Origin of the sequence: Prauserella sediminis (genome assembly GCF_014195435.1) — a bacterium.
GTDB classification, from domain to species: Bacteria; Actinomycetota; Actinomycetes; order Mycobacteriales; family Pseudonocardiaceae; genus Prauserella; species Prauserella salsuginis.
In genome coordinates, this window is record NZ_JACIBS010000001.1 from 3,344,710 (window position 1) to 3,370,321 (window position 25,612).

The 25,612-nt window shown below is 69.2% G+C and carries 28 protein-coding genes; 19 read left to right on the forward strand and 9 right to left on the reverse strand.

Annotated elements, in window-relative coordinates:
* Positions 1-135: 135 nt before the first annotated feature.
* Together FB384_RS15175 and FB384_RS15180 are read left to right on the forward strand one after the other, a co-directional pair.
* Entirely contained in the window at positions 136-501 is a 366-nt protein-coding gene (locus tag FB384_RS15175) for a F0F1 ATP synthase subunit epsilon (protein ID WP_258936604.1), read from the forward strand.
* A gap of 27 nt (positions 502-528) precedes the next feature.
* Positions 529-963: a DUF2550 domain-containing protein gene (locus FB384_RS15180; RefSeq protein ID WP_183783663.1), complete on the forward strand. Its 435-nt coding sequence runs from the start codon at positions 529-531 to the stop codon at positions 961-963.
* A 401-nt stretch (positions 964-1,364) separates the two neighbouring features.
* On the opposite strand, the gene FB384_RS15185 is transcribed toward FB384_RS15180, so the two are convergent.
* Positions 1,365-1,937 (reverse strand): cob(I)yrinic acid a,c-diamide adenosyltransferase, encoded by a 573-nt coding sequence (locus tag FB384_RS15185; RefSeq protein ID WP_183783664.1) that lies wholly within the window; start codon positions 1,935-1,937, stop codon positions 1,365-1,367.
* Positions 1,938-2,079: 142 nt separating this feature from the next.
* On the opposite strand from FB384_RS15185, the gene murA reads away from it, so the two are divergent.
* Positions 2,080-3,357 (forward strand): UDP-N-acetylglucosamine 1-carboxyvinyltransferase, encoded by a 1,278-nt coding sequence (murA, locus tag FB384_RS15190; protein WP_183783665.1) that lies wholly within the window; start codon positions 2,080-2,082, stop codon positions 3,355-3,357.
* A 42-nt stretch (positions 3,358-3,399) separates the two neighbouring features.
* Here murA and FB384_RS15195 read toward each other — a convergent pair whose 3' ends face one another.
* The gene (locus FB384_RS15195) at positions 3,400-4,023 is read right to left on the reverse strand and encodes a LysE family translocator (RefSeq protein ID WP_183783667.1); all 624 of its coding nucleotides are present in this window, start codon (positions 4,021-4,023) and stop codon (positions 3,400-3,402) included.
* A 381-nt stretch (positions 4,024-4,404) separates the two neighbouring features.
* Between FB384_RS15195 and ehuA the strand changes: the two genes are divergently transcribed.
* Together ehuA and FB384_RS15205 are read left to right on the forward strand one after the other, a co-directional pair.
* Positions 4,405-5,175: an ectoine/hydroxyectoine ABC transporter ATP-binding protein EhuA gene (gene ehuA / locus FB384_RS15200; protein WP_183783669.1), complete on the forward strand. Its 771-nt coding sequence runs from the start codon at positions 4,405-4,407 to the stop codon at positions 5,173-5,175.
* A 121-nt stretch (positions 5,176-5,296) separates the two neighbouring features.
* Positions 5,297-6,070: an enoyl-CoA hydratase-related protein gene (locus FB384_RS15205; RefSeq protein ID WP_183783671.1), complete on the forward strand. Its 774-nt coding sequence runs from the start codon at positions 5,297-5,299 to the stop codon at positions 6,068-6,070.
* On the opposite strand, the gene FB384_RS15210 is transcribed toward FB384_RS15205, so the two are convergent.
* The gene (locus FB384_RS15210) at positions 6,067-6,600 is read right to left on the reverse strand and encodes an NUDIX domain-containing protein (RefSeq protein ID WP_183783673.1); all 534 of its coding nucleotides are present in this window, start codon (positions 6,598-6,600) and stop codon (positions 6,067-6,069) included. The genes FB384_RS15205 and FB384_RS15210 overlap by 4 nt on opposite strands.
* Before the next feature lie 72 nt (positions 6,601-6,672).
* On the opposite strand from FB384_RS15210, the gene ehuB reads away from it, so the two are divergent.
* On the forward strand, positions 6,673-7,575 hold the full coding sequence (ehuB, locus tag FB384_RS15215) for an ectoine/hydroxyectoine ABC transporter substrate-binding protein EhuB (protein ID WP_183783675.1): 903 nt from the start codon (positions 6,673-6,675) through the stop codon (positions 7,573-7,575).
* Between the two features lie 54 nt (positions 7,576-7,629).
* Here ehuB and ehuD read toward each other — a convergent pair whose 3' ends face one another.
* A complete protein-coding gene (gene ehuD / locus FB384_RS15220; RefSeq protein ID WP_183783677.1) occupies positions 7,630-8,286 on the reverse strand; it encodes an ectoine/hydroxyectoine ABC transporter permease subunit EhuD in 657 nt (218 codons plus the stop codon).
* Positions 8,283-9,047, reverse strand: a complete 765-nt coding sequence (locus FB384_RS15225; RefSeq protein WP_183783679.1) for an amino acid ABC transporter permease — start codon at positions 9,045-9,047, stop codon at positions 8,283-8,285. The genes ehuD and FB384_RS15225 overlap by 4 nt, the downstream gene beginning before the upstream one ends.
* Positions 9,048-9,574: 527 nt before the next feature.
* On the opposite strand from FB384_RS15225, the gene nucS reads away from it, so the two are divergent.
* The 7 genes from nucS to FB384_RS15260 all read left to right on the forward strand — a co-directional run bounded on the left by nucS (position 9,575) and on the right by FB384_RS15260 (position 16,262).
* Positions 9,575-10,234, forward strand: a complete 660-nt coding sequence (gene nucS / locus FB384_RS15230; protein ID WP_183783681.1) for an endonuclease NucS — start codon at positions 9,575-9,577, stop codon at positions 10,232-10,234.
* A 324-nt stretch (positions 10,235-10,558) separates the two neighbouring features.
* On the forward strand, positions 10,559-12,256 hold the full coding sequence (locus FB384_RS15235) for a sodium:solute symporter family protein (RefSeq protein ID WP_183783683.1): 1,698 nt from the start codon (positions 10,559-10,561) through the stop codon (positions 12,254-12,256).
* 10 nt (positions 12,257-12,266) lie between these two features.
* Entirely contained in the window at positions 12,267-12,548 is a 282-nt protein-coding gene (locus FB384_RS15240; protein ID WP_183783685.1) for a hypothetical protein, read from the forward strand.
* A 141-nt stretch (positions 12,549-12,689) separates the two neighbouring features.
* A complete protein-coding gene (gene dhaK, locus FB384_RS15245; RefSeq protein ID WP_183783687.1) occupies positions 12,690-13,691 on the forward strand; it encodes a dihydroxyacetone kinase subunit DhaK in 1,002 nt (333 codons plus the stop codon).
* On the forward strand, positions 13,691-14,320 hold the full coding sequence (gene dhaL, locus FB384_RS15250) for a dihydroxyacetone kinase subunit DhaL (protein ID WP_183783689.1): 630 nt from the start codon (positions 13,691-13,693) through the stop codon (positions 14,318-14,320). Before dhaK ends, dhaL begins: the two co-directional genes overlap by 1 nt.
* Positions 14,317-15,048, forward strand: coding sequence for a dihydroxyacetone kinase phosphoryl donor subunit DhaM (gene dhaM / locus FB384_RS15255; RefSeq protein ID WP_183783691.1), 732 nt, complete (start codon positions 14,317-14,319; stop codon positions 15,046-15,048). Before dhaL ends, dhaM begins: the two co-directional genes overlap by 4 nt.
* 95 nt (positions 15,049-15,143) lie before the next feature.
* Positions 15,144-16,262: an alkaline phosphatase family protein gene (locus FB384_RS15260; protein ID WP_228726032.1), complete on the forward strand. Its 1,119-nt coding sequence runs from the start codon at positions 15,144-15,146 to the stop codon at positions 16,260-16,262.
* Between the two features lie 213 nt (positions 16,263-16,475).
* On the opposite strand, the gene soxR is transcribed toward FB384_RS15260, so the two are convergent.
* The 3 genes from soxR to FB384_RS15275 all read right to left on the reverse strand — a co-directional run bounded on the left by soxR (position 16,476) and on the right by FB384_RS15275 (position 18,993).
* The gene (gene soxR, locus FB384_RS15265; protein ID WP_183783695.1) at positions 16,476-16,943 is read right to left on the reverse strand and encodes a redox-sensitive transcriptional activator SoxR; all 468 of its coding nucleotides are present in this window, start codon (positions 16,941-16,943) and stop codon (positions 16,476-16,478) included.
* A gap of 68 nt (positions 16,944-17,011) precedes the next feature.
* On the reverse strand, positions 17,012-17,827 hold the full coding sequence (locus tag FB384_RS15270; RefSeq protein WP_183783697.1) for a sugar phosphate isomerase/epimerase family protein: 816 nt from the start codon (positions 17,825-17,827) through the stop codon (positions 17,012-17,014).
* Positions 17,824-18,993 (reverse strand): dihydrodipicolinate synthase family protein, encoded by a 1,170-nt coding sequence (locus FB384_RS15275; RefSeq protein WP_183783699.1) that lies wholly within the window; start codon positions 18,991-18,993, stop codon positions 17,824-17,826. Before FB384_RS15275 ends, FB384_RS15270 begins: the two co-directional genes overlap by 4 nt.
* On the opposite strand from FB384_RS15275, the gene FB384_RS15280 reads away from it, so the two are divergent.
* Positions 18,992-19,135, forward strand: a complete 144-nt coding sequence (locus FB384_RS15280) for a hypothetical protein (protein WP_183783701.1) — start codon at positions 18,992-18,994, stop codon at positions 19,133-19,135. The genes FB384_RS15275 and FB384_RS15280 overlap by 2 nt on opposite strands.
* A 97-nt stretch (positions 19,136-19,232) precedes the next feature.
* On the opposite strand, the gene FB384_RS15285 is transcribed toward FB384_RS15280, so the two are convergent.
* On the reverse strand, positions 19,233-20,270 hold the full coding sequence (locus FB384_RS15285) for a LacI family DNA-binding transcriptional regulator (RefSeq protein WP_183783703.1): 1,038 nt from the start codon (positions 20,268-20,270) through the stop codon (positions 19,233-19,235).
* 204 nt (positions 20,271-20,474) lie between these two features.
* Between FB384_RS15285 and FB384_RS15290 the strand changes: the two genes are divergently transcribed.
* From FB384_RS15290 to FB384_RS15310, 5 genes are all read left to right on the forward strand, one after another.
* Entirely contained in the window at positions 20,475-21,356 is an 882-nt protein-coding gene (locus FB384_RS15290; protein WP_183783705.1) for an ABC transporter permease, read from the forward strand.
* 38 nt (positions 21,357-21,394) lie between these two features.
* Positions 21,395-22,417, forward strand: coding sequence for an ABC transporter substrate-binding protein (locus tag FB384_RS15295; RefSeq protein ID WP_183783707.1), 1,023 nt, complete (start codon positions 21,395-21,397; stop codon positions 22,415-22,417).
* 97 nt (positions 22,418-22,514) lie between these two features.
* Complete coding sequence (locus tag FB384_RS15300; protein WP_183783709.1) at positions 22,515-23,291, forward strand: ABC transporter ATP-binding protein; 777 nt, start codon at positions 22,515-22,517, stop codon at positions 23,289-23,291.
* Between the two features lie 96 nt (positions 23,292-23,387).
* On the forward strand, positions 23,388-24,542 hold the full coding sequence (locus FB384_RS15305) for a Gfo/Idh/MocA family protein (RefSeq protein ID WP_183783711.1): 1,155 nt from the start codon (positions 23,388-23,390) through the stop codon (positions 24,540-24,542).
* A 24-nt stretch (positions 24,543-24,566) separates the two neighbouring features.
* A complete protein-coding gene (locus FB384_RS15310; RefSeq protein WP_183783713.1) occupies positions 24,567-25,586 on the forward strand; it encodes a threonine ammonia-lyase in 1,020 nt (339 codons plus the stop codon).
* The last annotated feature ends 26 nt before the right edge of the window (positions 25,587-25,612 follow it).

The window sequence follows — 25,612 nt, forward strand, 5'->3', positions numbered from 1 at the left end:
CCGGCTGACCTCGAGTGACACATGCGGCGCGACGGGGCCGGGGACTCCCGGCCCCGTCGCTTCCGTACTCACCCCCTGGCAAGGACAGCGTGGCGGTTACACTGGCGCCAGCGCTGATGAAGAAGGAGACCCCACGTGGCTGAGATGTCCGTCGAGTTGGTCGCCGTCGAACGGCGGCTGTGGTCCGGCCAGGCCTCGTTCGTCGTCGCGCAGACCACCGAAGGCGAGATCGGCATCATGCCGAGCCACGAGCCGATGCTCGGCCAACTGGTCGAGGGCGGCGTGGTCAAGGTGACGACGACAGCCGGCGAGACCGTCACGGCCGCGGTACACGGCGGCTTCCTTTCGGTGACCGCCGAGCGTGTGAGCGTCCTCGCCGAGAGCGCCGAGTTGGGCGAGGAGGTCGACGTCGAGGCCGCGCGCGCCGCGCTGACCGACGACGACGAGGTCGAACGCGAGAGAGCGACCGCGAAACTCCGCGCAGCCGGCCAGTCGGTCTGACAGGCGAGACCAGCAGGGGTGCCGGCCGTGGACGCAGCGATCGTGGTCTCCGCCCTCCTGCTGGTACTGCTCGTCTTCGCGCTCTGGTACGGCCTGCGGTGGGTCGCGATGCGCCGCCGCGGTGGCGTGAGCGTGGCGCTGCGGTGGGACCCGGACCGGGAGCGTTCCGGCTGGCACCTCGGTATCGCGCGTTATCACGGCGAGCAGTTCCTGTGGTATCGCGTGTGGAGCCTGCGTAGCGGGCCCGACCGGGTGCTGGGCCGGGAAGGGCTGGAGATCGCGGATCGGCGTGATCCCATCGGCACCGAGTCCTACGCCGTCCCGTCCGGTTCGACCGTGTTGCGCTGTCAGCCGGCACACGGTGAACCCATCGAGGTGGCGATGGGACCGGACGCGCTCACCGGCTTCCTGTCGTGGCTCGAATCGGCGCCTCCCGGCAGGCGCATACGTCGCGCCTCCTGACGAGACCTCGCGGCGCGTGTTCTGAGCCCACCCGTCGCCCGGCCACCACCCCCGACGCCGCGCTGACGCGCGACTGCGCCTCACGCGTGTCCTGCGTTCCGTAATGCGTGTTCTGCGCTCAGAACGTGGTCGACGCCCTCCTGTGGAAACTCACTGTGCTGGCCGAAGCGGCCACCAAGGTGTCGAGCGCCGTCCAGGAACGCCACCCCGATGTCCCCTCGGCGTCGTCCCGCGGACATGCGGAAGAGGGTCGGCCAGGGGTACTGGTCGACCGATACGCAGATTCTCACTGTTGGCCGTGAACGGCTTCCTGCGCTGGTGACGGCGTTGGACGTGCTGGCGGACGACCAGCCCTGAGCGGCGGGGACGTGCCGCTCAGGGGCCGTGCTCAGAGATCGTGCTCAGCGGCCGCCGCCGGGTTGCCACAGGACGTCGCCGTCCGGATTGGCCAACCGGGCGAGGATGAACAGCAGGTCCGACAACCGGTTCAGGTACTTCACCGCGAGGGTGTTGGTGCGCTCCGGATCGGCCTCCGCGAGCTCCCACGCCGACCGCTCCGCACGCCGGGCGACGGTGCGTGCCTGGTGCAGCAGGGCTGCTCCCGAAGTGCCACCGGGCAGGATGAACGAGGTCAGTTTGCCGAGCCGCTCGTTGAACTCGTCGCACCAGCCTTCGAGCCGCTCGATGTACGGCTCGGTCACGCGCAACGGCGGGTACTCGGGGTCGGCCACAACGGGGGAACACAGGTCCGCGCCGACGTCGAACAGGTCATTCTGCACCCCGCGGAGCACGCCGGCGACCTCGTCGGACAGTTCACCCAGGGCGATGGCGACGCCGATGACCGAGTTCGTCTCGTCGACGTCGGCGTAGGCGCCGAGGCGCGGATCGGTCTTGGCGACGCGGGAACCGTCGCCGAGAGCGGTGGTGCCGGTGTCGCCGACCTTGGTGTACACGCGGTTGATCCGGACAGACATGCGACGAGGCTACGTCAGGATCTCGTGCGCGGGGCATCGTCGGGCGGAGATCATGTGTTTCGGTCGTGGCCGAATTGTGACCACTCTTGCTGTAAGCATGCCCCTGCGCAGAGTGCGTGGTTCGGGCGGGCAAGATGTCCGCATGAGCGAGCACTTCGACGTACATGGCGGAGCGCGCCTGACCGGCGAGGTCGAGGTCGTCGGAGCCAAGAACAGCGTGCTGAAGCTGATGGCGGCGGCGTTGCTCGCCGAGGGCACGACCACGATCACGAACTGCCCGCGGATCCTCGACGTGCCGTTGATGGCCGACGTGCTGCGCAGTGTCGGCTGCCACGTGGAGATCGACGACGACGTGGTGCGCATCACCACTCCGGCGGAGTTGTCCCACGAGGCGTCCTCGGGTGCGATGAGCAAGCTGCGGGCCTCGGTCTGTGTGCTGGGCCCGCTGGTCGGCAAGCTGAAGAAGGCGGTCGTGGCACTGCCGGGCGGGGATGCGATCGGGTCGCGGCCGTTGGACATGCACCAGAACGGTCTCCGCAAGCTGGGCGCGACGAGCGCAATCGAGCACGGCTGCGTGGTCGCCCAGGCAGAGGGGCTGCACGGTGCGCAGATCTGGCTCGACTTCCCGAGCGTCGGGGCCACCGAGAACATCCTCATGGCGGCCGTCCTCGCAGAGGGCACGACGGTCATCGACAACGCGGCGCGGGAGCCGGAGATCGCCGACATCGCGGCGATGCTGGGCGAAATGGGCGCGAAGATCTCGGGTGCGGGCACGTCGACGTTGACCGTCGAGGGGGTGGCCGAGCTCAAGCCGACCGAACACCGCGTGATCGGCGACCGCATCGTCGGCGCGACCTGGGCGTTCGCGGCCGCCATGACCCGTGGCGACGTGACCGTCACCGGGGTCGACCCGCATCACCTCGAACTGGTCCTGGAGAAGCTGCGCCTGGCCGGCGCCGAGGTGACGACCTACGACGGCAAGGGTTTCCGGGTCCGGCAGCCCGAACGGCCGCAGTCGGTCGACTTCGTGACCCTGCCGTATCCCGGCTTCGCCACCGATCTGCAGCCGTTCGCGGTCGCGCTGTCGTCGGTGTCCGACGGCACGTCGATGATCACGGAAAACGTCTACGAGGCGCGATTCCGCTTCATCGAGGAGATGGTGCGGCTCGGCGCGGATGCGCGGACGGACGGGCACCACGCCGTCGTCCGCGGGGTGGAGCAGCTGTCGAGCGCGCCGGTGTGGGCCTCGGACATCCGTGCGGGTGCGGGACTCGTGCTCGCGGGCCTGTGCGCCGATGGGATCACCGAGGTGTGGGACGTGTTCCACATCGACCGCGGTTACCCGCACTTCGTGGAGAACCTCAACCGGCTCGGCGCGCGCATCGACCGGGTCGGCACGTCGGGTCCGGAAGGCGGCTGAGGACCGTCCGCGTTCGCCGCGGCGGTGTCGCAGGGCCGCTGGTCAGCCGCCAGCCGCGAGGGACACGCCGAAGCCGATGAGGGTGCCGCCCGTCGCGATGTCGAGCCCGCGGCGCACGCGGCGTCGCTGCAGCCACGCGCGGACGCGGTGCACGAACATCAGCAACAGGACCAGCCACACGGCGCCCAGGACGGCCACGGTGTACGCGAGCAGCAGCGCGTGCAGCGGTGTGCTGGTGACCGGATCGAGGAACTGCGGCAGCACCGACAGGTACAGCGCCAGCACCTTCGGGTTGGTGACGTTGGACAGGAAGCCTTCGCGCCACCGGCGGAACGCGCTGACGTCCGCGCCCTGGGCGTCCATCGTGGCGTAGTCGCCCCGCCAGGCCGACCGGAGTGCCTGGATGCCCAGGTAGCAGAGGTAGACGACACCGGCCCAGCGGATCGTGGTGAACACCGGTTGCGACTGGACGATCAGGGTGCCGAGTCCCAGTGCGACGAGCGTGCCCTGTACGAGGTTGCCCACGGCGATACCGAAGGTGGCCATCATGCCGCCCCGCAATCCGCCCGCGAACGCGTTCTTGAGCGTCACCACGGTGTCGGGGCCCGGGGCGATCACGACCAGGATGGTCAGTATCAGGTAGCTGCTGTACGCACTCCACGTCACGGCGTTCCACGGTAGGGCATGACGTGCCGGAGCCCGCCGCACAGGTGAGCGCGTACGGGCACCACACGGTGGCGGGGTCCGGCAGCGAAGCCCTCGGGCCATCTGGTCGGGCGCGGCGGCGGGGGCTTCGGCCGCAGCCGGAGCGGGACGTCCTCCCCGTGGCAACACCGCGGGGGTCCCTGCCGGGGCGCCGCAGAGCGGAACCCTCCACGATTCGTGGGCAAACGCGCAAGTATGTTGAGCCGATCATCGTTGTGGGCGTGCGGGTTCCTGCTTGTGAGTTACCCTACGGCTTGCTCGTCATGCCTTTGCTCGTCCGACTTTTGGAGCGTCGTTTTGTGCCCCCAGAGTGAGACATCGACCGGTCTTGGCTCGGATGTGATGATCAGGTTCGAGGATGTTGTCAAGAAGTTCGACGACAACGTCGTGTTGCGTGATCTGAGCTTCTCCGTGAGTCCCGGCGAGTTCGTCTCGCTGATCGGGCCCAGCGGGTCCGGAAAGACGACGATTCTGCGCTTGCTGATGACGCTGGAGCGCATCAACGGCGGCACGATCCAGGTCGGCGACGAATACCTCAGTCACATGAATCGCGGCGGCAAACTCGTCCCCGCGGACGAGAGGCACCTGCGCCAGGTCCGCAAGCGCATCGGCATGGTGTTCCAGCAGTTCAACCTGTTCCCGAACATGAAGGTGCTGCAGAACATCACCGAGGCCCCGATCAGGGTGCTCGGCAAGTCTCGCGACGAGGCCGAGCAGCGCGGCAAGGAGCTGCTGGACATGGTTGGCCTTTCCGACAAGGTCGACGAGCATCCCTCGCGGCTCTCGGGTGGGCAGCAGCAGCGCGTCGCGATCGCGCGGGCGCTGGCGATGGAGCCCGAGATCCTGCTGCTCGACGAGGTCACCTCGGCGCTGGATCCCGAGCTGGTCGCAGGTGTGCTGGCAGTGCTGCGCGAGATCGCCCGCACCACCGACATCACGTTCCTGTGCGTCACGCACGAGATGCAGTTCGCGCGCGACGTCTCCGACCGCGTGATGATGTTCGACGCCGGTCAGATCGTGGAGGATGCGGCGCCGGACAAGCTGTTCACCGACCCCGACGAGGAACGCACGAAGGCGTTCCTGCACGCCGTGATCGACAGGGAAGCGTCCTAATCCCTCACGGTTCTCGCGGAGCCGTGACGCGCTCGATGATCGAACCGTGCGCGCAGGGTGTCCCGTTCCGCCGCGAAGCTGCCGCTTCCGCGAGCCGGTGAGGCGGGGTTACGGTCGTTGCATGGGTGAGTACGAGCACGTCCTCGTCAAGCGCGACGGCGAGACCGTCACGATCACGATGAACCGCGCGAGCAGGCGCAACTCGTTGACCGAGGAGCACCTCCGGGAGCTGCTCGCCGCATTCACCGAGGTCGGCGAGTCGGACGCGACCGGGATCGTGTTGGCAGGCGCGGGCCCCGTGTTCTCGGCCGGGCACGACTTCGGCGACGTCGCGGAGCGCGACCTCGTCGGGGTACGCGAGCTCCTGCAGGTGTGCACCCGGCTGATGCACACGATGCAGTCGGTGCCACAGGTCGTCCTCGCGCGGGTGCACGGGCTTGCGACGGCCGCGGGCTGCCAGTTGGTCGCGTCGTGCGACCTCGCAGTGGCGGCCGAATCGGCCGGCTTCGCGCTGCCGGGCGGCAAGGGCGGCTGGTTCTGCCACACGCCTGCCGTGCCCGTGGCAAGGACGATCGGCCGCAAACGTCTCATGGAGATGGCGCTGACCGGCGACGTCGTGGACTCCGTGACGGCCCTGGACTGGGGCCTGGTCAACCGCGTCGTGCCGGACGCGGAGCTCGACGAGGCCGTCACCGAGCTGCTCGGCAGGGCGACTCGCGGCAGCCGGGCGGCCAAGGCGCTGGGCAAGCAGACGCTGTACTCGCAGCTCGACCGGCCCGAGGACGACGCGTACCGCATCGCCGTCGAGGTCATGGCGGCGGCGTCCCAGTTGCCGGGCGCCCGCGAGGGGATGGCCGCGTTCCTGGAGAAGCGCAAGCCCGACTGGCCGGACTAGGAGCGCTTCTCCCACAGCTGGAGCAGCGCGTACGCCGCGACGGACTGGGCGTCGGTGATCTCGCCCGCTCTCATCATGGCTTCGAACTTCGCCCGTTCGAACCACGCCGAGCGCATGTCCTGCTCCTCGTGCTCCCGTTGCGGCTCACCGTGTGTGAGGCCGGTGGCGACGAAGACCCTGCCGCGCTGGCTGGACAAGCCGGGCGCGACGTCGAGTCGCCCGATTTCGACCAGTTCGCCCGCGGCCAGTCCGGTCTCCTCGCGTAGCTCGCGCGCGGCCAGCACGGCCGGTTCGACGTCGGCCCGATCGGGCGCCGTGCCCTGCGGGAATTCCCATCGCCGGATACCGAGCGGATAACGATACTGTTCGACGAGGTGGAACCTGCCGTCCTCGTAGGGAATGACGAGCGCGTAGTCGGGTTTGTCGACGACCCCGTACAGACCTGGGGATCCGTCGTCCCGCCGGATCGCGTCCTCCCGCACCGTCATCCAGTTGTTCGCGTATACCTGCCGCGAGTTCAGCTGTTCCATGGCGAAGATTCTGCCCGATCCACTCGTTTGGGTTAGGGTCCGATGAACCGTTGTCTTTCGAACGGAGAGATTGTGTCGGAACCGAAGATGAACCGCCTTTCCCGCCGGGCTATGTTGCGCTACTCCGCGACCGGTGTCGCCGCCGTCGGGGGCGGCTTGCTCCTCGGTGCGTGCCAGACGACCGACCCCGAGACCGGACAGTCCGACGATGCGCCGGGCCTGCAGCAGCGGGTGGACTCGGGCCAGGCGCTGCGCCTCGCGGTCGCGAACGAGCCGCCGTACACCGTGCTCGAGAAGAACGGTGAGCTCACGGGTGCCGAACCCGACGTGGCACAGGCCGTGCTCAAGCGCATGGGCATCGACAACATCAAGGGCGTGCAGGCCGACTACGACTCGATGATCCCCGGGCTCAATGCGGACCGCTGGGACATGGTGACGGCCGGGCTATTCATGAACAAGACGCGGTGCGCGAAAGTCCAGTACTCGTCGCCGGTGCTCGTGTCGACGGAGTCGTTCGCGGTGCCGGAGGGCAATCCCAAGGGCTTGACCACGGTGGACGACCTGAAGAACAAGGACGTCACGGTCGCGGTGCTGGAAGGCAGCTTCGAGTTGAAGACCGCGAAGTCGTTGGGCATCGACGAGTCCAAGCTGCCGACCTACCCGCTGGCGCCCGACGCGTTGCAGGGTATGAGGGACGGCCGGGTGGACGCGATCCTCCTGCCGACACTGTCCCTGGAGAAGCTGAAGGATCAGCAGGGCGGTTTCGAGATCACCGAGCCGCTCGAAGCGTTCCCGACCACGGGTTCCGGCGCGGCGTTCCGGCCAGGGGACAAGGAATTCTTCAACAACTACAACAGGGAGTTGGAGAAGTTCAAGGAAAGCTCGGAGTTCGAGCAGCTGATGAACAAGTGGGGATTCCCGGCCGAGGAGGCCCGTAAGGCCACCACCGAGGAACTCTGCGCCACGGAGGGTTGAGGAGAATGCGTTGAGGGGCGTGAACGCGGTCGAGCGCTCACGCCCCTCAACGCATCAGCGTGTCTCCAGCCTGCGTTCCAAGCGACGCAGCAGTAGCGCGGTCGGGTAGCTCGCGGCCAGGAAGATCAGGCCTGCCAGCGCGAACGGCTCGACGTACTCGTAGGTGTTGGCGCCGACCTCCTGCGCCTGGTGGAGCAGTTCCGGCACCGTGATGAACGCCAGGAACGGGGTTTCCTTGAACATCGCGATCGCATAGTTGCCGAGTGAGGGCAGCACGTTGCGGATCGCTTGCGGAAGTACGACACGCTGCCAGGTCACCCGCGGCGGCAGCTGCAGCGCGACGCTCGCTTCCCACTGTCCACGCGGGACCGCATCGATGCCGGACCGGTAAACGTCCGCCATGTAGCACGCGTAGTGCACACCGAGCCCCGTCACCCCGGCCATCATCGGCGAGAGCGTTACGCCCATGCCCGGCAACGCGTAGAACAGGAAGAACAGCTGCACGAGTAGTGGTGTGCTGCGGATGAACTCGATGAACGCCGTCAGCAGCTGCGTCAACACCGGGATCCGGAGTTGACGGATCACCGCGAACAGCAGGCCGAGCACGGCGGCGACACCGATACCGAGGAGTGTGGCGACCAACGTGTACTGAACGAAGGCCAGCAGCAGGTCGGGCAGGATCTCGCCCGCGTATTCGAGGTCGAAGTTCATCGGACACCTCCCGGTCCGCCGGCCGCGGAGCTCGCATCCACGAGCTTCGCCTCCTCAGCGGGTTTCGGCTTGCGGAAGGTGAACACGCTGCGCAGACCGGCGTGCTGACCGAGTCGGGTCTTGGCGATCACCTCGGCCATATTGGACAGCAGGGTCACTGCGTACGCCAGGACGAAGTAGATCACCATCAGGGCCAGGTACATGAGCGTGGCGTCGCCACCCGCCTTACGGAAGTCCTCCGCCTTCGTCATGATGTCGGCCAGCGAGATGGCGTACAGCAGCGGCGTGCTCTTCAGCAGCTGGATGAACAGGTTGTTCATCGCCGGGATCATCAGCGGGATCGCCTGTGGCCAGATCACGCGGGTCATCCGCTGCCACGCGGACAGGTTCAGCGCGGTCGCGGCCTCCCACTGCGGTTTGGGCACGGCGTTGATGGAGCCGCGCACCACCTCGGAGCCGTAGGCGCCGTAGTTCAGGCCGAACGCGATCACACCGCATGCCAGCGGATCGAAGCGGATACCCAGCAGTGGCAGGCCGAAGAACAGGAAGAACAGCTGGATCGGCAGCGACGTGCCGCGGAAGAACTCGATCACCACGCGCGCGATGCCCCGTACCGCGATGCGGCGAGAGCGGGCCATCAGTCCCAGCACGATGGCGATCGCGATCATGAGGATCGTGCCGAGTACCGTGACCAGCAGAGTGATGCGTAAACCGGTGAGCAGGTTTCCCGTCCAGTCCCAGACAGTCGGTATATCGTTCATCAGCACCTCTCGTCGGTCTTTCGCTCGCGACGCCTGCTGCGACAGGCGGCGGCCAGCGCCGGCACCCGCATGACACTAACGGGGGAGAGGGCTTCGTGCGCCGCGACTTCCCGAATGGATCTCGGACGAATGAGCCGACCGATATAGGAATGTCATAGTCGGGTTTTCCCGTGAGCCGGCTTTTCGGAGTCGTGACCGGCGTGTCGACCGGCCGCTCGGCATGGTCGTGCGCTCGCCCGGTCGTCACGGTGTGTCCGGGGAAGGCCACGGGCCATGCCGACGTCGATGTCCGGACCACGGTAGTCCCGCGTGCAGTCCGCGGCTCCTGCGATGACCAGCGAAGACAATGCCGTTGTGGGGTGCGATGTCCGGTCCGGTCGCACCGTGCCCCTTCGCCACGGTCACCGGAGACGTCATCGGTGTGGTGCGCGCGTCGCCGTGGAAGGGTCGCCCCTCTCGGCCGACGTGGGCGATCCATCGCCGGGGCCATCGTCACGTGCCGTGGCAAGTCCCCTAATCTCTGCCGGGTGCGATTGGTCATTGCCCGGTGCCAGGTCGACTATGCCGGCCGTCTCACCGCCCACCTGCCCATGGCCACCCGGCTGCTGTTGGTCAAGTCGGACGGTTCGGTGTCGGTGCACTCCGACGACCGCGCCTACAAGCCGCTGAACTGGATGAGTCCGCCGTGTTGGCTCATCGAGGACGGCAACCTGTGGATCGTCGAGAACAAGGCCGGCGAGAAGCTGGTCATCACGATCGACCAGGTCGTCGAGGAGATATCGCACGATCTGGGTGCCGAGCCGGGCCTGCAGAAGGACGGTGTGGAGGCGCATCTGCAGGAGCTGCTGGCCGAACACATCACCACGCTCGGCGACGGCTACTCGCTCGTGCGGCGGGAGTATCCGACCGCGATCGGCCCGGTCGACATCCTCGCGCGTGACTCCGAAGGGGCCTCCGTGGCGGTGGAGATCAAGCGGCGCGGCGAGATCGACGGTGTCGAGCAGCTGACGCGGTATCTCGAACTGCTCAACCGGGACCCGTTGCTGGCGCCTGTCCAGGGTGTGTTCGCCGCGCAGCAGATCCGGCCGCAGGCGCGGACGCTGGCCGAGGACCGGGGCATCCGTTGCGTCACGCTCGACTACGACGCGCTTCGCGGCATCGAACCGGACGAGTTCCGCCTGTTCTGACGGGCGGCGCGCCGAGCAAGCCGTGCAGGCCGCTCTCGCTCCCTGGTGGGGACGTGGGCGCCGCCGTGGGTCACAGCCTGTTCGGATCTCCTCCTGTTCGGACCTCCTGTTCGGGCCTCGCCGTCGTGGCCGTGTCGGAATGCGCGTTCACCGGCTTGCCGGGCATCCGGTATGTACCAATTGGCGTCACTGTCCGTGTCTCGACGTGGTCGTTGCGTAATTCGCGATGTGGGATTCAGGTGAGTATCTGCGTGCGGTAATGTTCGCGCGCAGCTTGATCTGTGATCATTTCTGTTGACTACTGTTGATTCCGGAGGTGGGCCGATGACCGTCCTAGCCCAGGATCTACGGCTCGACGCGAACGCGGTCGACTACGCGTTGCTCGCGTTCTACTTCGCCCTGGTGCTCGGTATCGGTTACCTGGCGCGGAAACAGGTGTCGTCGAGTCTGGACTTCTTCCTTTCCGGCAGGTCGTTGCCCGCGTGGGTGACCGGCCTGGCGTTCGTCGCGGCCAACCTGGGTGCGATCGAAGTCATGGGCATGTCGGCGAACGGCGCTCAGTACGGCCTGCCGACCGTGCACTACTTCTGGGTCGGCGCGATCCCGGCGATGCTGTTCCTGGCCATCGTGATGATGCCGTTCTACTACGGGTCGAAGGTGCGCAGTGTCCCGGAGTTCATGCTCCGGCGATTCGGCAAGCCGGCACACCTGGTCAACGGTGTCAGCTTCGCGATGGCGCAGATCCTCATCGCAGGTGCGAACCTGTTCCTGCTTGCCAGCGTCGTGAACCTGCTGCTGGGCTGGCCGCTCTGGGTGTCGATCATCCTCGCGGCGGTCATCGTGCTCGCCTACACCGCGCTCGGTGGACTGTCGGCGGCGATCTACAACGAGGTGCTGCAGTTCTTCGTCATCGTCGCGGCCCTGCTGCCGCTGACGCTGGTCGGGCTGCACGAGGTCGGCGGCTGGGAGGGCCTCGTCGACAAGGTCGCGAACGGCCCCGGCGGCGAGGAACAGCTCAGCTCCTGGCCGGGTAACCAGCTCACCGGTTTCGGCGACAACTTCCTGTCGGTGCTCGGCCTCGTGTTCGGTCTCGGCTTCGTGCTCTCGTTCGGCTACTGGACGACGAACTTCGTCGAGGTGCAGCGCGCGATGGCCTCGAAGAGCATGTCGGCAGCCCAGCGCACGCCGATCATCGGTGCGTTCCCGAAGATGCTCGTCCCGTTCATCGTGATCATTCCGGGCATGATCGCCGGTGTCAGCGTCACCGAGCTGTCCGGCGAGAACAAGGCCGCCCTGATGGCGGGCGAGGCCGCGCCGAGCGGCGCGACCTTCAACGACGCGCTGCTGCTGCTGATGCGTGACCTGCTGCCGAACGGCATGCTCGGCATCGCGATCGCCGGTCTGCTGGCCTCGTTCATGGCCGGTATGGCGGCGAACCTGAGCGCGTTCAACACCGTCTTCACGTACGACATCTGGCAGGCCTACATCAAGAAGGACAAGCCGGATCAGTACTACCTGCGGGCGGGCCGGGTGGTCACCGCGTGCGCCACGATCCTCGCGATCGGCACGGCGTTCATCGCCTCCACCTACAGCAACCTGATGGACTACCTCCAGCAGCTGTTCTCGTTCTTCAACGCACCGCTGTTCGCGACGTTCATCCTCGGTATGTTCTGGAAGCGGATGACGCCCACCGCCGGTTGGACGGGCCTGGTCACCGGTACCGCTGCCGCGGTCGGTGTCTTCATGCTCGCCGAGACCGGAGTGTGGGACCTGCCGGGCCAGGGCGCCTCGTTCATCGGTGCCGGCGCCGCGTTCGTGGTGGACATCGTGGTCAGCGTCGTGGTCACCATGGTGACGAAGCCGAAGCCGGAGGCGCAGCTCGTGGGCCTGGTCTACTCGCTGACGCCGAAGGAGAAGCTGAAGCGTTCGACGGTGGGCGAGGACGCGGGCTGGTACCGCAACCCGGGCCTGCTGGCGGGCATCGTCCTGGTCCTCACGATCGTCCTGAACATCTTCTTCTAGGAGGCGGACAATGGGCAGCGACACGCGCAAGCGCACCGCCGGTGCGTTCGACGTCCGGCTGGTCATCGCACTGCTGACCGGTGTGTACGGGTTGGTGATCACGATCCTCGGGATCGGGTTCGTCTCCGACGAGGACCTGGCCAAGGCCGACGGCATGAACATCAACCTGCTCGCGGGCATCGGCATGCTCGTGTTCACCGGCCTGTTCCTGCTGTGGGTGAAGCTCCGTCCGCTGACGGTGCCTGTGCCCGAGGACGAGGAGAACGACTCCTCCCAGGCCGGGCAGGACTGAGAACGACCGAACACGAGAAGCAGGCCGGGCTGCCGACGCGGAATCTCGCGTGGCGCCCGGCCTGCTTCTGTCGTTAGCGTTGCCTCGAGCACGCGCCGCGTTCGCGGGCGAAGTCGAAGGTGACACGGAAAGTAGGGCGTCGTGAAGAAGATCATCAACGATCCGGCGGCGGTGGTCGCCGAATCGCTCCGAGGACTGGAAGCCGCGCACGCGGACCTGGTGCGCGTGGCCTACGACCCGAACCACGTGGTGCGTGCCGATGCACCGGTCTCCGGCAAGGTGGCCGTGATCTCGGGCGGAGGCTCCGGCCACGAGCCGTTGCACACCGGGTTCGTCGGTGCGGGGATGCTCGATGCGGCCGTTCCCGGCCCGGTGTTCACCTCGCCGACGCCGGACGCGGTGCAGGCGGCGGTCTCGGCGACGACCGGGCAGGCAGGTGCGCTGCTGGTGGTGAAGAACTACACGGGCGACGTGCTGAACTTCGAGACGGCCGCCGAGCTGGCCGCCGCCGAAGGGCTGGACGTGCGCAGCGTGGTCATCGACGACGACGTCGCGGTGGCCGACTCGACGTTCACCGCCGGCAGGCGCGGTGTGGGCGGCACCGTGCCGTTGGAGAAGATCGTCGGCGCGGCTGCCGCACGTGGGGACGGGCTCGATGCCGTCGAGGCGCTCGCGCGGCGAGTGGTCGGCCAGGTGCGGTCGATCGGCGTGGCGCTCTCGCCGCCGACGGTGCCGCACGCCGGGGAGCCGAGTTTCGACCTCGGAGCCGACGAGTTCGAGTTCGGCATCGGCATTCACGGTGAACCGGGCCGGGAGCGGATTCCCGCCGAGCAGGCCGACGCGCTCGTCGAGCGCATGGTCACGGCCGTGGTCGAGGACTTGCCGTTCGGCGACGGTGACGACGTGCTGCTGCTGACCAACTCCATGGGCGCCACACCGCCGATGGAGACGTATCTGGCCCACGGGATCGCCGAGCGGCTGCTCGCGGACCGGGGCATCCGGGTCACCCGCAGGCTCGTCGGCCCGTACATCACGAGCCTGGAGATGCAGGGGATCAGCCTGACGTTGTTGCGGATGGACGACGAGTTGACCGAGCTGTGGGACGCCCCGGTGCACACCCCGTCGCTGCGGTGGGGGGTCTGATGGGCTGCAACGCGGAACGGGTGGCCGGGGTGCTGCGCGCGGGCGCGGAGACGGTCGCCGAGCACAAGGCCGAACTGATCGACCTGGACCGTGCCATCGGCGATGCCGACCACGGGGAGAATCTCGACCGTGGTTTCGCGGCGGTGCTCGCCGCGCTCGACGCCGGTGTGCCGGAGACGCCAGGTGCGGTTCTGAAGGTCGCGGCGACGACGCTGATCTCGAAGGTCGGCGGAGCGGCGGGGCCGCTGTACGGTACGGCGTTCCTGCGTGCGGCGACCAAACTCGGCGATGTGTCCGAACTGGACGGCGCCGCGGTCGCCGCGGGGTTGCGGGCAGCGCTGGACGGTGTGGTCGCCCGCGGCAAAGCCGAGGTCGGCGACGCCACGATGGTCGACGCGCTCGAGCCCGCGGTCGAAGCCGCGGAGCGCACCCACTCCGACGGCGGGGATGTGGCGGCGGTACTCAGCGCCGCGGCCGACGCCGCGAAGGAGGGCGCCGACTCGACCGTGCCGCTGACCGCCCGTAAGGGGCGCGCGTCGTATCTGGGCGAGCGCAGTGTCGGTCACGCCGATCCGGGCGCGACGTCGACGGCGCTGCTGCTGCGGTCCTTCGCGGAGGCCGCACGATGAGCGGCGACCTGGTCGGGCTGGTGATCGTGTCGCACAGCGGCCGGCTGGCCGACGGGGTCGCCGAGGTCGCCGCCCAGATGGCGCCCGACGTGACGGTGAAGCCGGCCGGTGGGCTTCCCGACGGCGGGATCGGCACCGATTTCGAGGCCGTGCTCGCCGCGGTGACCGAGGCCGCGGCGGCAGCGGGCGTGGTCGTGCTCTACGACCTGGGAAGCGCGCAGATGACGGCGGAGATGGCCGTGGAATCGTTGCCGGAGCCGGAGACGGCCGTGGTCGTCGACGCCCCGCTCGTGGAGGGTGCGATCGCGGCTGCGGTCTCGGCCCAGGGCGGCGGCGACCGTGGTGCGGTGGCGGCAGCGGCCCGTGCGGCGGCGGGCCGGTCCGAAGTGGCCGATACCGCCGAGGCGCCAGGTTCCGGTGACACCGTCGGTGCAGGGCCGGAGTCCGGTGCGCAGCCGGAGCCGGGCGCCCGCGCGGAGATCACGCTCGAGAACGAGGTCGGACTGCACGCCCGGCCCGCGGCCCTGCTCGCCAGGAGCATCGCCGACGTCGACGCCGACGTGCGGATCTCGCTCGGCGACACCGACGCCGACGCCAGGAGTGTGTTCTCGTTGATGTCGCTGACCGCCCGGAAGGGCGACACGGTCGTCGTGACGGCGACGGGAACGCAGGCCGAGGACGCCGTCGCGCGCATCACCGCCCTGGCGGACCGCAACTTCGACGAGTAGGTCCCGCCGCACGCCGGCGTCGGTGCTCCGAAGCCGCGCCCGGCGTCCGGTTATCGGCTGGCGCGCGGAACGGGGTCGCGGCGATGCTGGGCGGCATGGATCACCCGCACCTGTCCCAGGTCGTGCCGACGATGCTCGCCGCGGCGGGAGTGCCGGGCTTCGCACGCTCGGTGCCGGAACTGCCCGAAACGACACGGTCGTGCGTCCTGCTCATCGACGGTCTCGGCTGGGAGCTGCTGCACGAGCACGCCGACTGCGCGCCGGTGCTGCTGGAGCTGTGCCGCAGGCCGCTGCGGGTCGGGTACCCGGCGACGACGGCGGCGGGGCTGGCCGCCATCGGCACCGGCTCGCCGTCGGGGGAGCACGGCATGGCCGGCTACAGCTTCGAGGTGCCGGGCACGGGCGTGGTGAATGCGCTGCGTTGGTGCAGGCATCCCGGTGGGCGCGACCTGTCGGACGAGCTCGCCGCGGAGGATGTGCAGCCGCTGCCGACGACGTTCGAGCGCGCCGCAGCGGCGGGCGTGGCGACGAGCGTGGTGTCGGCTGCGCAGTTCGACGGGTCACCGCTGACCAGGGCGGTGCTACGGGGCGGCCGGTACGTCGGCGTGCATGCGCTGGGGGATCTCGCGATGCGGGTGACGGAGGCGCTGCGGCCGGAGCGCGCGTTCGTCTACGGCTATCACAGCGAACTCGACATGCTCGGCCACCTGTACGGACCGGGGTCGACGGCGTGGCGCATGCAGCTGCGCCAGGTCGACCGGCTCGTCGAATCCGTTGTCGAGGGAATGCCCTCCGGTGCGGTTCTGGCGGTGGTGGCCGACCACGGGATGGTGCGGATCGGGGAGACCGTCGACGTCGACGCGACACCCGCGCTGCGGGAGGGGGTGCGTGCGCTGGGCGGTGAGGTACGCGCCCGCCACGTCTACGCCGAGCCCGGTGCGGCCGACGACGTGCTGGCGGCCTGGCGGGAACTGCTCGGCGAACGGGCCTGGGTCGCATCGCGCGAACAGGCCGTCGAGGAGGGCTGGTTCGGGCCACACGTCGGCGATCGGGTGCGCCCGCGGATCGGCGACGTCGTCGCCGCGGCCCGTGCCCGGTACGGCATCGTGAGCGCGACGGCCGAGCCCGCAGAGACCTCGTTGACGGGGCACCACGGCTCGTTCACCGCCGCGGAGCAGCTAGTGCCCCTCGCGGTCGCCGACACCGTGGGCTGACCAGGGCTCGGGTGCAGGACACGCGAGAGGATGCAGTCGCGCGTCAGTGCGGCGTTGGGGGCGGTGGCCGGGTGACGGGCGGGCGCAGAACACGCGGTGCTGAGTGCAGAACACGCGCGACGATGCCTGCGCGGCAGGGTGTCGTCGGGACAGTGGCCGGGCAGCCGCGTGGCCGGGCAGCCGCGTGGCCGGGCAGCTTGGGCTGGCCGACGCCTACTCGAGTCCGCCCTCGTTGGCGGGCTTCAACAGCGGTGCCCCTGGCCCGAACTGGGAAAGCCGGTCGTCGACGTTGTGGAGCCCGCAGGCCTTCAGCGACAGGCAGCCGCAGCCGACGCAGCCGGTGAGCTGGTCGCGGAGACGTTGCAACGCGTCGATACGGGCGTCGAGCTCGTCGCGCCAGTCCCGCGAGAGCCGCGCCCAGTCAGCCTTCGTCGGCGCGTGGTCGTGGGGCAACGTGTCGAGGGCGGAGCCGATCTCGTCGAGGCTCAGGCCGACCCGTTGCGCGGCGCGGATGAAGGCGATGCGGCGCAGGACCGAACGCGGGTAGCGTCGCTGGTTGCCGCTGGAGCGCTCCGACGAGATGAGGCCGCGGTCCTCGTAGAATCGCAACGCGGTGTGCGGCACGCCGCTGCGCTGAGCGACTTGCCCGATCGTGAGATGATCGGCGAGCCTGGTGGTCACTCCGCCACGGTAACCGAACCCGCGCGCCGACTTCCACCTAACTCGAAGTCGGCGGCGGGTCCGCTCGTTCACCGCGGTGCCACGTGCTCCTCGTAGGCCGCGATCACCTGCCGAAGCACCTCATCACCCGGCTGCTGCCACAGGTCGGCGTCGAACACCTCGACCTCGATGGGCCCGTCGTAGCCCGCCGCCTCGACACAGGACCGCAGCCTGCGGTGGTCGATCGGCCCGGTGCCAGGCAGCGAGCGTGCCATCAGCCCGTCGGTGATCGGCACCTGCTGGTCGCAGACGTGGAAGCCGGCGATCCGGTCCGCGGCCTTCGCGATCGACTCCTCGATGCGAGGGTCCCACCACACGTGGAACTCGTCGACGATCACACCGACCGCGCCGGACGGGTGCTCCTGGGCGATCTCCAGCGCCTGGTCGAGCGTCGACAGCACGGACCGTTCGGCGCACTGCATGGGATGAAGCGGTTCGAGTGCGAGCCGCACCCCGCGCTGCGCGGCGTACGGGGCGAGTTCCCCGACGGCGTCGGCGACGCGCTGGCGGGAGGCGGCGAGGTCGCCGCCCGCGATCCCGCCGACCACGAGCACCAGGGTGTCCGCACCGACGGTGGCGGTCTCGTCGATCGCCTCGCGGGTCCCCGCCACCCCGTCGACCTCGGCGCCCTCGGGCGTCACACCGGTGAAGAAGCCGCCGCGGCACACCGAGGAGGCGCGCACACCGTGCTCGGCGAGCAGCCGTGCGGTCTCGGCGGCGCCGACCTCGGCGATCTTGTCCCGCCACAGTCCGATCCACTCGACTCCCTGATCGGCACAGCCGCGCACGGCCTCCGGCAGGGACCAGCGCTTCGTGGTGATCTGGTTCAGGCTGAGGCGGTTCACCAGCGCACCCCCGCGGCGTCGAGCAGCGAGCGCATCCGGGAGACGGCCAGCTCGGGGTCGGTCAGCAGTCCGGCGCGATCGGCGAGCCGCAGCACGTCGGACAGATGCGTGATCGACCGCGCCGACTCGAGCCCACCGACCATGCGGAAATGGTCCTGATGGCCGTTCAGGTACGCCAGGAAGACCACGCCCACCTTGTAGTGCGGGGTCGGTGCCCGGAAGATCTCCCTGGACAGCGGCACGGTCGGTGCCAGCAGCTCGTGGAACCGGGTGAGGTCGCCGTCGTCGAGGGCCGTGAGCGCAGCGCCGGCGACCGGTGCGATCGGATCGAAGATCCCGAGTAGTGCTTCGCTGTGCCCCTGTTCGTCACCAGCGATGAGCTCCGGATAGTTGAAGTCGTCGCCCGTGTAGCACGCGACTCCGTCCGGCAGCGCGCGCCGGAACTCCCGCTCGACGTCGGCATCGAGGACCGACACCTTCACGCCGGCCACGGTCGAGGCGTGCTCCGCGCAGAGCGCGGCGAGCTCGCGGGCGGCCGCGCGCACGTCCGAGTGCCCCCAGTAGCCGGCCAGGGCCGGGTCGAACGGTTCGCCCAGCCAGTGCAGCAGCACGGGGCCGTCCGCGGCGGACAGGAGCTTGCCGTAGGCGTCGCGATAGAGCTCGGGGCCGGCTGCCGCGGCCGCAAGGGCCCGGCTCGCCATGACCACCGGCACGGCGCCCTCCCCGGCGACCAGGTCGAGCTGCTGCCGCCACGCCCCGACGACGTCGTCGATCGTGGCGGGGCCGGGCGGGAGCTGGTCGGTGCCGACGCCCGCGACCCACGGCCGGTTTCCGGCGCGGGCCGCGGCGCCGGTGCGGCGGATGAGTTCCTGTGTGGCCGGCCAGTGCAGGCCCATTCCGCGCTGCGCCGTGTCCATGGCCTCGGCCACCCCGAGGCCGCACGACCACAGGTGCTCGCGGAAGGCGAGCGTCGTCTCCCAGTCGAGTTCCACGACGTGCGTCGGGTCGTCGGGGCAGGAGGCGTCGGCCACCACGTGCGCGGCCGCGTAGGCGATGCGCGAGGTCGGCGGCGTCGCTTGTGCCGCGGCCGGTGGTCGGACCGGCGTTCCGGACGGGGACCACCGTTCGAGCGTGCGGTCGCGTGACGGAAGCAGCAACGAGCTCATGATCACTCCTTTGTGGCCGGACGTCGGCCAGGGATTCGATGCGGACGACTCCGGACTCGGGCACCCGGTGGGTGACTACGGCTGGCCACGGCAGCTCGGCCCGGCCTTCGCGACACGTGCCCAACCCTGCGATGTCTGCTGAAAGCGCTTGTAGAAAGCGTTTTCACACACCTTAGACGCCGTCGCCGCACGCGACAAGGCGCCGTGTCGGCCCGGGGCAGGGGCTGGTCGGGAGCGGGTCAGGGGGCAGTCGGGGCGCGGGTGCTCTCGCGGACCACGACCGTGCCCGGCATGCGGAGAATGCGGCTGCGCTTGCCGCGGTTGTCACGCACGGCCAGCTCCATGACTTTCTCGCCCAGCTCCTCGAGGGGGAGCGCCACGGTCGTCAGTGGGGGAGCGAGGTCGCGCACCACGGGGATGTCGTCGAAACCGGCGAGCGAGACGTCCTCGGGAACCGACTTGCCCGCCTCCCGCAGTGCCGCGAGCGCGCCCATCGCCATCACGTCGGTCACCGCGAACACGCAGGTGGCGTCGAGTCCGCGTGCCAGTAGCTCGGACATCGCGGCGTGCCCGCCGTCGCGCGTGAACGACGCCTCGACGATGTGGCTCTCGGCCAGCTCGACGCCCGCCTCGGCGAGACCTTCCCGGAAGCCCCGGAGCCGGTCGACGACCGTGGTCAGCGCGCGCGGCCCCGCCAGCACGGCGAACCGGCGGTGCCCCTGTGCCGTGAGCGTGCGGGCGAGTTGCGCGGCGCCCTCCCGGTTCTCGGGTTGCACACTGTCGACGCGCAGCGTCCGATGCCTGCTGACCACCGCGACCTGGCCGCCGCCGCGCTGGTACGGCTCGATCTCGGCCGCGAGCGCCCGCTCCCACTCCCGGTCCTCGAAACCCGAGCCGACCAGCAGGATCGCCGAGGCCCGCTGGGCGCGAAGCATCGAGATGTAGGCGATCTCCTTCTGGGGATCGCGGAAGGTGCTGGCCAGCATCACGAGCAGGCCGGCCTCGTCGGCCGCGCGCATGACCCCGCGCGAGATGCCCGCGAAGTACGGGTCGCTGACGTCGTGGCAGATGACACCGACCGTGCGGTGTGCTCCGCCCGCGAGCGCCTGCGCATGCGCGTTGGGCGTGTAGGCGAGCTGGTTAGCCGCTGCCAGGACACGTTCTCGCAGGTCGGAGCGTACTTTTGTGGTTCCGTTCAGTGCGCGCGATGCCGTGGCGAGGGAGACCTGAGCCTCCCGCGCGACGTCTTCGAGCGTGACGTGCGGCCGATCGTCCATTCGCGACTCTCCCAGCTCGTCTCATGAGCACCGGCCAGGGTAGGCCCCTCGGTTCGGCACCCGACGCTTGACCGGCTCTCTCCGGTCTGCATACGCTGTCCACATCCTAGCGTGAAAGCGCATTCAGAAAGCGCATTCACACAACGTGTGCCGGGTCTCGATCAGGTTCTTGTTAGCGACACGTTCGACGGTGAACGGAGGGTCATGGTCACGCACACACAGTCCGCGCGGACCGGGCAGCGGGAGCGAGCGGGCGAAGCCTCCGGCGTCGCCGAGCGCGGCCGCCCCGGGATCGGGCAGCGGCTGGGCGGCTTCCTGGAACGCTCGTGGCGGCCGTTCGCGCTGCTCGCAGCGCTGTTCGTGGCATGGTGGGGCGTCACGGCGGCCGAGCTCGTCGAGCCCTACCTGGTGCCTTCCCCCGGGGACACGTTCGACGCCATCGCGGCACGCCCGGAGTACTTCTGGGAGCACACCTGGACCACGACGTACGAGACCATCCTGGGATTCGTCATCGCCATCGCGGTCGGCGTGGTCGCGGCCGTGGCCATGGTGCAGTCCTCCACGCTCGAGAAGACGCTGTACCCGTTGCTGCTGTTCGCACAGGTCATCCCGAAGATCGCCATCGCGCCGCTGTTCGTCGTGTGGCTCGGGTTCGGCCTCGGGCCGAAGATCCTGGTCGCCGTGCTGATGGCGTTCTTCCCCGTCGTCATCTCGATGGTCACGGGCCTGAAGTCCGTCGACCCGGAGATGCTGCAGCTGTCCTCGACCATGGGCGCGAAGTCGGGGCAGACGTTCTGGAAGATCCGATTCCCGGCGTCGTTGCCGCACCTGTTCTCGGGCCTGAAGGTGGCCGCGACGATGGCCGTCACCGGCGCCGTCGTCGGTGAGTTCGTCGGAGCCAACGCCGGCCTCGGGTTCGTGATCCTGCAGGCCAACGGCAATCTCGACACCCCGGTGCTGTTCGCGGGTCTGCTGATCATGTCGCTGCTCGGCGTGCTGTTGTTCGTGATCGTGGAATGGCTCGAACAGCTCCTGCTGCCCTGGCACGCCAGCCGCCGCGACGAGGGCGCCAGCACCACCCTCTGACCCGTATCCACGAGAGCCCAGTGAGTCGAAGGAGAGCAATGAAGCTACGTGCACTCACCGCAGGCACGGCCGCCACAGCGCTGCTGCTGGCCGCCGGTTGCGGCGGATCGGAAGGCGAGACCGTCACCAACGCCGAGGGCGAGGAGCTGGACAAGGTCACCCTCACCCTGAACTGGTACCCGTACGGCGAACACGCGCCCTTCTACTACGGCAAACAGCAGGGGATCTACGAGGAACACGGAATCTCGCTGGACATCCGCGCGGGCCAGGGTTCGCAGAAGACCGTACAGGCGACGGCGGCCGGGCAGACCGACTTCGGCTGGGCCGACACACCTGCGCTGCTGGCGGGCGTGTCACAGGGCCTCGACGTCAAGAGCATCGGTGTCTACCTGCAGACCACGCCTTCGTCCGTGCAGTTCTTCTCGGAGGAGGGCATCTCGTCGCCGGACGACCTCAAGGGCAAGACGGTCGCGAGCACGGCGGGCGACGCCCTGACGAACGTGTTCCCGCTGTTCCTCGAAGCCAACGGACTGTCCGAACAGGACGTTCAGGTGCAGAACACCGATGCTGCGGGGAAGATGGCCGCGGTCATGCAGGACCAGACCGACGCTCTGCTCGGCTACGCCACCGACCAGGGACCGACGATGCAGGAGAAGGCGGGCAAGGACGTCTCGTACCTGCGGTGGGCCGAGCACGGGCTGAACTTCTACAGCAACGGCCTGCTCACCGCGCAGGACGTGCTCGACGACCGCGGCGATCTCGCCCAGCGCATGGTTGCCGCGACCACCGAGGCGTGGGAGCAGGCGGGGCAGGACCGCGAGGCGGCGGTCGACGCCATGGAAGGCGCCTCCGAGCAACTGCCGTCGAAGCCGGTGCTGACCGAGCAGTTCGACGAGACGCTCGAACTGCTCCACACCGATGCCACCGAGGGTGAGCGTCCCGGCGTCAACACGCCGGAGGACTGGGAGAAGACCATCGGCATCTTCGCCGACGCCGGCGTCATCGACGAGGCGGGCGAGCCCGGTGAGTACTGGGAGCGCGACCTCGTCGCACAGGAGTAACGGCGACGCGGGGCGGTCGCGCACCCCGGTGCGGCCGCCCCGCATCGCCGGAGGACAACCGCCACCCGAGAACAGGTCCGAGGAGTGGGGAAGGCACATGGCTGGCTACGCGGTCGAAATCGACGACGTCACGGTGCGGTTCCGCAGTAAGAAGCGTGACGTGACGGCGTTGACCGACGTGACGATGCGCGTGGAACCGGGAGAGTTCGTCTCCATCGTCGGGCCGTCGGGATGCGGCAAGTCCACATTGCTCAAGCTCGCGTCGGGACTGTTGCCGGCGTCGACGGGCGATGTGCGGCTGTTCGGCGAACCGGTGCACGGGCCGCGCAAGGACATCGGTTACGTCTTTCAGAAGGCGGCGCTGCTCGAGTGGCGTTCGGCGCGCAAGAACATCCTGCTGCAGGCCGAGATGCGGAAACTGCCGCCCAAGGAGGCGGCGGCCCGCGCCGACGAGCTGATCGAGATGACCGGGCTTTCGGGCTTCGAGGACGCCTTGCCGCACGAGCTGTCCGGCGGCATGCAGCAGCGCGTCGCGCTGTGCCGGGCGCTGCTGCACCGTCCGCCGGTGCTGCTGATGGATGAGCCGTTCGGCGCGCTCGACGCACTCACCCGGGAGCAGATGAACGTCGAACTGCGCCGCATCTGGCAGGAGACGGGCACGACCGTCCTGCTGGTGACGCACTCGATCGCCGAGGCGGTGTACCTGTCCGACCAGGTCGTGATGATCTCCGCTCGGCCGGGAACGGTCGCCGGCGTCGTCGACGTGAACCTTCCGGTGGAGCGGGACTACGGCCCGACGATGGCCGAACCCGAGTTCGCCAAGGCCACCCGCCACATCCGCGATCACCTCGGTGCGGCCGCAGCGGCCGAATAGCGGGCCGAGACCGAGAAACCCGAACGGCGTCGACTTCCAGCCGGCCGCGGTGACCGCCGCCGGCCCGACGCGCACGGCAACCTCAGAAAGGGCGTCATGGTCAACGAACTGCGATCCGTCGGGATCGTGATGAACGGTGTCACGGGCCGGATGGGCTACCGCCAGCACCTCGTCCGGTCGATCCTGGCGATCAGGCAGCAGGGCGGACTGTCCCTGCCGGACGGCACACTGCTGTGGCCGGAGCCGATCCTGGTGGGACGGAGCGAATCGAAGCTCGCCGCCATCGCGAAGGAACACGGACTCGACCGGTGGACGACCGACCTCGACGAGGCGCTGCGTTCCGGCGCCGAGATCTACTTCGACGCGCAGGTCACCAGCAGGCGCGCAGAAGGCGTGCGCAAGGCCGTCGCCGCGGGGCTGCACATTTACACCGAGAAGCCGATCGCCGAGGACACCGAGGGCGCGCTCGAACTCGGCAGGTTGGCGAGGGACGCGGGCGTGAAGGTCGGCGTGGTGCAGGACAAGCTCTTCCTGCCGGGGCTGCGCAAGCTCAAGCGGCTCGTCGACGGCGGGTTCTTCGGCGAGATCCTGTCCGTGCGCGGGGAGTTCGGGTACTGGGTGTTCGAGGGTGACTGGCAGGAGGCCCAGCGCCCGTCGTGGAACTACCGGGCCGAGGACGGCGGCGGCATCATCGTCGACATGTTCTGCCACTGGCGCTACGTGCTCGAGGACATCTTCGCGCCGGTGCGTTCCGTGCAAGCGCTTGCGGCGACACACATCCCGAAGCGGGTGGACGAGCAGGGCAGGACGTACGAGGCCACGGCCGACGACGCGGCCTACGGCATCTTCGAGCTCGCGGGCGGTGTCGTGGCCCAGCTGAACTCGTCGTGGGCGACGCGCGTGTTCCGCGACGAGCTCGTCGAGTTCCAGGTCGACGGCACCGAGGGCAGCGCCGTTGCCGGGCTGCGCCGTTGCCGGGTGCAGCACCGCTCGATGACGCCGAAACCCGTGTGGAACCCGGACCTGCCGGCCACGGAGGACTTCCGCGGCCAGTGGCAGGAGGTTCCGGACAACGGCGAGTTCGACAACGGGTTCAAGGTCCAGTGGGAGATGTTCCTGCGGCACGTCGCGGGTGACGAGCCCTTCCCGTGGGACTTCCTCGCCGGGGCGCGGGGTGTCCAGCTCGCCGAGCTGGGACTCCGGTCTGCGCGGGAGGGCCGCAGGGTCGAGATCCCGACGCTGGCGCTGTAACGGGCCGCGGGCAGACTGCGGGGTATGCAGCTCGTTTCACTCGACGACATCCGGACCGCCGCCGACCGCGTTCGCGGCCAGGTCCTGCGCACCCCGCTTCTGCCCGCTCCCTGGGCCGACACCGACCGGCCGCTGTGGTTGAAACCCGAGAGCCTGCAGGCGATCGGCGCGTTCAAGCTCCGCGGTGCCGTGAACGCGCTCGCGGCGCTCGACGAACGGGCCGGTGCGCAGGGCGGTGCCGCCGGGCAGGGTGGCGCAGCTGGGCAGGGTGTCGATGGGCAGGGTGTCGCAGCGAGGCCGAGCGTCGTGGCGTACTCGAGCGGAAACCACGCCCAGGCGGTGGCGTGTGCGGCGCAGCGGCTCGGCGTCGCGGCGCACATCGTGATGCCGGAGAACACGCCGCAGGTGAAGGTCGAGGGCACGCGGATGTACGGCGCCGAGGTCGTCCTGGTGCCCGTCGGCGAGCGCGAGTCGGCGGCCTACCGGCTGGTCGACGAGCTGGGCGCGGTGCTGGTGCCGCCGTTCGACCACCCCGACATCATCGCGGGTCAGGGGACCGCCGGGCTCGAGATCGGCGACGACCTGCCTGACGTCGAGCTCGTGCTCGTCCCCATCAGTGGCGGAGGGCTCGCCTCGGGTGTCGGCACCGCGGTGAAGGCACTCTGCCCGAACGCCACCGTCGTCGGGGTCGAGCCGGAGCTGGCCGCGGACGCCGCCGACAGTCTGCGCGCAGGGCAGGTGGTCGAGTGGCCGGTCGAGGACCGTGTCAGGACGATCGCCGACGGGCTGCGTTCACAGCCGTCGGAGTTGACGTTCGCGCACCTCCAGGCCGTCGTCGACGGCATCGTGACCGTCACCGAGGACGAGATCCGCGACGCGATGCGGGTCCTCGCCACCCGTAGCCGGTTGATCGCCGAGCCGTCCGGCGCGGTCCCGCTGGCCGCCTATCTCCACCGGTCGGGTGAGCTGCCCCGGGGGCGCACCGTCGTGGTGGTCTCCGGCGGAAACGTGGACCGCGCGATGCTCGCCGACGTCCTAGGCTGACGGGAGAGCAGAGCCAGCCGACGCGT